This window comes from Marinobacter sp. (assembly GCF_048266785.1).
In the GTDB taxonomy this organism is placed as follows: Bacteria; Pseudomonadota; Gammaproteobacteria; order Pseudomonadales; family Oleiphilaceae; genus Marinobacter.
The window spans coordinates 1-5859 of record NZ_JBLWYX010000040.1; the positions used below are offsets into that span (position 1 = coordinate 1).

Below are 5859 nucleotides of genomic sequence, written 5' to 3' on the forward strand. Positions count from 1 at the left end.
CAGAAGTGAAACAGGCCTGCGCCGATGGTAGTGTGGCATTTGCCCATGTGAGAGTAGGTCATCGTCAGACTCTTAATTAGAATCGCCCCGACAGCGTTGCTGCCGGGGCTTTTTTTTGTCTGAAAATCGACTCGCCAGGCAGCGGAACGCTGCTCCTCATACCTCCCGGTGATATACTGTTTTCCATAAAACCAAATGCGATATGGAGCACCTCAATGTCTGGCAACGATCATCTGGTCATATTTGATACGACACTCCGGGATGGCGAGCAAAGCCCTGGTGCCACCATGAACAAGGCGGAGAAGCTTCGGATCGCCAAAGCACTTGAGAAGCTTCGCGTGGACGTCATAGAGGCCGGGTTTGCAATTGCAAGCCAGGGTGATTTTGAAGCCGTTAAATCCATTGCTGAAACCATCAAAGGCTCAACGATTTGCAGCCTTGCAAGGGCCTTGGATAAAGACATTGATCGAGCGGCTGAGGCGATTCGACCGGCGGAACGCGGCCGTATCCATACGTTTATTGCTACATCGCCTATTCATATGCAGCACAAGCTACAAATGCAACCGGACGAGGTTATTGAGCAGGCTGTCCGGTCTGTGAAGCGCGCGCGCAGCCATGTTGATGACGTTGAGTTCTCCTGTGAGGATGCTGGTCGCTCTGAACTGGATTTTCTCTGTCGAATCATTGAAGCAGCGATTGACGCTGGCGCCAATACAATCAACATTCCTGACACCGTCGGTTATGCGATTCCGGAGCAGTTTGCTGAAACTGTTCATCAGTTGCTCAACCGCATTCCCAATGCGGATAAAGCCATATTTTCTGTACATTGCCACAATGATCTGGGGCTTGCCGTTGCCAACTCACTCGCCGCGGTAGCCCGTGGAGCCCGACAGGTAGAGTGTACAATTAACGGCTTGGGCGAGCGTGCCGGCAATGCCTCTCTGGAAGAGATCGTGATGGCAGTTCGTACCCGGCAGGACCTGTTCAACATTGATACCCGGATAGACGCCCGTCACATAGTTCCGTCTTCACGACTCGTCTCTACTATTACCGGTTTTCCGGTGCAGCCGAACAAGGCCATTGTTGGAGCGAACGCTTTTGCCCACGAATCCGGTATTCATCAGGATGGCGTGCTCAAGCATCGCGAAACCTACGAAATAATGCGAGCGGAGGATGTCGGCTGGCATACCAATAGCCTGGTGTTGGGCAAGCATTCCGGGCGCAACGCATTCCGGACACGCTTGCTTGAGCTGGGTATTCAGTTTGAAACCGAGACCGAACTTAACGAGGCGTTCACCCGCTTCAAGGCTCTGGCTGACCTGAAGCATGAAATCTTTGATGAAGACCTGCAGGCGATTGCCAGCGACACTCGGCAAAAGGATGAAGACGGTCGGTATGGGCTGGTTTGCCTCCAGGTTTGCTCTGAAACCGGGGTAGTGCCCAAGGCAAACATGACACTTACGATGGATGGAAAAGAACACCAAGTAGGGGCTGAGGGCAGTGGTCCAGTCGATGCAACATTCAAGGCCATCGAGTCGCTTGTCGATTCGGGTTGTAATCTGCAGCTCTACTCGGTGAACAACATCACCAGTGGCACAGACGCGCAAGGCGAGGTAACTGTCCGGCTGGAGCGTGGTGGCCGAATCGTAAACGGGGTGGGCGCCGATACAGATATTATTATTGCGTCGGCCAAAGCCTACATCGAAGCCCTTAACCTGATCAGTCGCAGTGGTATCCGGCAGCATCCCCAGGTGGCGGATGTTTGAATTATTCGGAGCCTTCCGCCCATATCGCGGGTCGGTGGGTGGTTTGAATGATGCACACTGAAGCGCAGAGACAGTTCTATCTCGGTGTTGCAGGCATTCGCATGTGGTATGCCCGTGAAGCCCTGCCGGGTGCCGCACCCAGCCCTGGGTTCAAGTTTCCGGAACCGGATGAGCTGATTCAGCCGTTAGTCGAGATTCACGGCCCGGTTGCTTCAACTCCTGCAAACGCAGTCCCCTCCCGCTCGGCGCCCTTGCCATCCCAACCCGATCAGCGCGGAGCGCGGCGAATTGCCAGCCTTCAGGCGTTGATGGAGGATAAAAATGGGGACATATCGGACAAGGAACTGCCAGTTCAGAAGCCTTCGGTAGACGCAGAGTTGAAGTTGGGTGATGAGCAAGACAATGCTGTGCCGACTCAGGCTCCTCATGTACAGCCAGGTAAGGCGTTCAGCCTGAACGTTGGGGTATTTTCCGGTGAACGTCACATCCTGATAGCCGCTATATCCAAGGAAGCGAGCCTTCGTTTGCAGGAGACGCTCGCTGTGAACATATTGAAGAGCCTTGGGGAGGTGCAGACAAAATCTGCGGAATGGGTCCAGTGGCCGGTCTTCAATAATCGCCTTGTGGCAGGTGGCTCTGTTGCTGACCTGATGTCCGTTATGAAACATGTGCTGGGAGGCTCTGCCCACAAGAAAGTGATTATTCTGGGCCGTATCGGGAGTGCTGACCTGGAAGCCGGGCGTGATGGCTGGTTGGCAGATGCACTTGAGCGTTCTCCCGATATAGAGTTTGAGTATTCTCTGGCCGAGCTTGCCAGTAATCCAGGCTCCAAGCGCTCTCTATGGGAACAGCTGAAACCGTTGGTCAGAGCCTGATGCGGAAAAAGGAGGGCTCATACCGCGATGCCTCGGGGGCGGGTTTGATAATACGGCCTTTGGAGCCGGAGGATTTACCCGAAATTTTGGATATTGAACGGCAGGGGTACTCCCATCCCTGGACCGAAGGAATCTTTCTGGACTGTTTCAAGCCGAGCTACCGTTTATGGGGAGCTTGCCAGGGCGGTTCGTTAATTGGATATGTCGTAGTGTCCTATGTGCTGGATGAGGTGCAGCTCCTGAACCTTTGTGTTCATCCCGGATATCGTGGCCTGGGGGCGGGAAGGTTCCTGTTGCGTCACCTTCGTACAGAGGCAGCCCGCGAGAGTATGAATCAGGTTATCCTCGAAGTGCGGTTGAGCAACAAAGTTGCAAGCAAGCTCTATCGCGCGGAAGGCTTTGAGGAAACAGGTCGTCGCCCAGGGTACTATCCCGCTGCTTCCGGGCGTGAAGATGCCCGAATAATGACGCTGTTGCTGCAGTCTTGACGGTTGTCGCTTCTGTTCGCGTAATGACCCCTTAGCCCCTATAATGGCTGCCTTTTACGAACATCTGACGCAGGTTTCTTTTAGACTATGTCTCACCTTTCCCAGGAAGTGGCTAAACGCCGCACCTTTGCAATCATCTCTCACCCGGACGCTGGTAAAACCACGATTACCGAGAAAGTCCTTCTGTTTGGGCACGCTATACAGAGGGCGGGTACGGTCAAGGGGAAAAAATCCGGTCAGCATGCGAAGTCTGACTGGATGGAGATGGAGAAGGAGCGAGGTATCTCGGTAACCACATCCGTGATGCAATTTCCTTACGGTGGCAAACTGGTGAACCTGCTGGATACTCCGGGCCACGAGGATTTCTCTGAGGACACCTATCGCACACTGACGGCAGTCGACTCCTGCCTGATGGTTATCGATAGCGCAAAAGGTGTTGAGGAGCGCACGATCAAACTGATGGAGGTGACCCGGCTCCGGGACACACCTATTCTGACCTTCATGAACAAGCTGGATCGTGAGACCCGTGATCCGGTAGAGCTTATGGATGAAGTGGAAGATGTTCTGAAAATTGCCTGCGCGCCTATTACCTGGCCTATTGGTATGGGTAAAAGCTTCAAAGGCGTTTACCACCTGCTACGTGATGAGGTAATTCTGTATCAGGGCGGCCAGGGCCACGCTATTCAGGACGTTCGGGTAATTAGCGGACTGGACAATCCCGAGCTCGATACTGCCCTCGGTGGTTACGCGAGTGATTTGCGGGATGAAGTTGAGCTGGTGAAGGGTGCGTCCCATGAGTTTGATCTTGAGGCGTTTTTGGCGGGTGAGCTGACTCCGGTGTTCTTTGGTACGGCGCTAGGTAACTTTGGCGTCGATCACATGCTGGATGGGCTTATTGATTGGGCTCCCGCGCCTCAGCCTCGGGAAACGGACCAGAGGCTGGTACAGCCTGATGATGAAGCTTTCACTGGCTTTGTTTTTAAAATTCAGGCCAACATGGACCCTCAACATCGGGACAGAGTTGCGTTTATGCGCATTGTGTCTGGTAAATATGCCCAAGGCATGAAGGCCCGACATGTGCGGATCGCAAAGGAAGTGCGCTTCTCTGACGCCTTGACGTTTATGGCCGGTGATCGTGCGCATGCTGAGGAAGCCTATGCAGGCGATATTATTGGCCTGCACAATCACGGCACGATTCAGTTAGGGGATACGTTTACTGCCGGCGAAGACATGAAATTTACCGGCATTCCCAATTTTGCGCCGGAGCTGTTCCGCCGTATACGGCTGAAAGACCCGCTGAAGGCGAAGCAGCTTCAGAAGGGCTTGATACAGCTTTCTGAGGAGGGCGCCGTGCAGGTCTTCCGGCCAGTGCGCAACAACGATCTGATTGTTGGGGCGGTTGGTGTCCTGCAGTTCGATGTAGTGGTCAGTCGCCTCAAGACCGAGTACAAGGTCGAAGCTGTTTATGAGCCTATCAATGTCGCAACCGCACGCTGGGTAACCTGCCCGGATGATCGCAAGCTGGATGAATTCCAGCGAAAGAATAACGACAATCTGGCGCTCGATGGCGGTGACCGACTCGCGTATATCGCACCAACCATGGTAAACCTGAATCTTGCTCAGGAGCGATATCCCGACGTGGAGTTCCACAAAACCCGGGAGCATTGATCCGGTAGTGGAAGGAGGTAGCTTTGAAACTGGTTGATGCCCATTGTCACTTTGACTTTCCAGGGTTCGAAGGTCGCCGGGTCAGCGAGCTTGAGGCTGCTTCACAGGCTGGGGTTGTCGGCCTGGTTATCCCCGGTGTACGTCGCCCGGACTGGGAGCGCATCAGCAATACCGCTCTGGCACACTCGGGGCTGTTCTATTGTCTGGGCATTCATCCGTGGTTTGTCGCCGAACATTCCACCGAAGATCTCGACGCTTTGGAGCAGCTATTAAGCCGCCAGCCCGACCGCTGCATAGCCGTTGGCGAATGTGGGCTGGATCGGTTGCATGGTGAGTTGACCGCTCAGCGCCCTTGGTTTGAAGCGCAGATTGAGTTGGCATCGAAGTTCGACTATCCACTGGTTATCCACTCGGTGAGGACCCACGATGAGATTCATGCCACGCTCAGGCGCACGAGCTGGAGCGGCAAGGCTCTGCTGCATGGTTTCTCCGGTAGTTACCAGCAGGCAACAAAGCTGATCGATCAAGGGTGCTTTATCGGGGTAGGTGGGGTAATTACGCACCCACGAGCACGCAAAACACGGGAGGCCGTTGCACGCTTGCCTCTCGAGAGTCTGGTGCTTGAAACGGATGCACCAGACATGGCACCGCTAGGCGTCGCAGTTGGCGATAACTCACCGGTTTATTTGCGTCAGATACTCGAATGTCTTGCGGAAATCCGGGGTGAACAACCGGAATATCTGGCCTCTGCGTTATTTTCAAACACGGAGGCGCTATACGGTGCGGCGTTATGGCAGTAAAGGAATCATAAAACAGTGCAGTGCGGGGTTGGATTTAAAAAATCGTTCGAGTATACTTCGCGCCCTGGCTTTTCAAGGCGATGCCACTATCTCAGCCCCGAATAGTGTCACTGCCGATCAAATTACAGGTACAGAACCTCCTCCGGGTGTACTACACTTTCCGGTGGCGGTTTTTAACGTTTCTTTTTATAGCGTTCAAGGCGGAATCAATGAAGACTCTGAGTGCGAAACCAGAAACCGTAAAACGTGACTGGTACGTTGT

5 protein-coding genes are annotated in these 5859 nt (G+C 53.9%); all 5 read left to right on the plus strand.

Annotated elements, in window-relative coordinates:
• Window positions 1–215 precede the first annotated feature (215 nt).
• Window positions 216–1766, plus strand: a complete 1551-nt coding sequence (locus ACN0V1_RS21270; protein WP_417546838.1) for a 2-isopropylmalate synthase — start codon at window positions 216–218, stop codon at window positions 1764–1766.
• Window positions 1767–1813: 47 nt separating this feature from the next.
• Window positions 1814–2641, plus strand: a complete 828-nt coding sequence (locus tag ACN0V1_RS21275; RefSeq protein WP_417546839.1) for a 2-isopropylmalate synthase — start codon at window positions 1814–1816, stop codon at window positions 2639–2641.
• The gene (rimI, locus tag ACN0V1_RS21280; protein ID WP_291951553.1) at window positions 2641–3129 is read left to right on the plus strand and encodes a ribosomal protein S18-alanine N-acetyltransferase; all 489 of its coding nucleotides are present in this window, start codon (window positions 2641–2643) and stop codon (window positions 3127–3129) included. Before ACN0V1_RS21275 ends, rimI begins: the two co-directional genes overlap by 1 nt.
• Before the next feature lie 87 nt (window positions 3130–3216).
• Window positions 3217–4797, plus strand: a complete 1581-nt coding sequence (prfC, locus tag ACN0V1_RS21285) for a peptide chain release factor 3 (protein WP_417546840.1) — start codon at window positions 3217–3219, stop codon at window positions 4795–4797.
• A gap of 23 nt (window positions 4798–4820) precedes the next feature.
• Window positions 4821–5597, plus strand: a complete 777-nt coding sequence (locus ACN0V1_RS21290; protein WP_417546841.1) for a TatD family hydrolase — start codon at window positions 4821–4823, stop codon at window positions 5595–5597.
• Window positions 5598–5859 lie beyond the last annotated feature (262 nt).

Excerpts from the sequence above, each read along its gene's own strand:
- ACN0V1_RS21270 (WP_417546838.1), top strand. The coding sequence starts at position 216 with ATGTCTGGCAACGATCATCTGGTCATATTTGATACGACACTCCGGGAT.
- ACN0V1_RS21275 (WP_417546839.1), top strand. The coding sequence starts at position 1,814 with ATGATGCACACTGAAGCGCAGAGACAGTTCTATCTCGGTGTTGCAGGC.
- rimI (WP_291951553.1), top strand. The coding sequence starts at position 2,641 with ATGCGGAAAAAGGAGGGCTCATACCGCGATGCCTCGGGGGCGGGTTTG.
- prfC (WP_417546840.1), top strand. The coding sequence starts at position 3,217 with ATGTCTCACCTTTCCCAGGAAGTGGCTAAACGCCGCACCTTTGCAATC.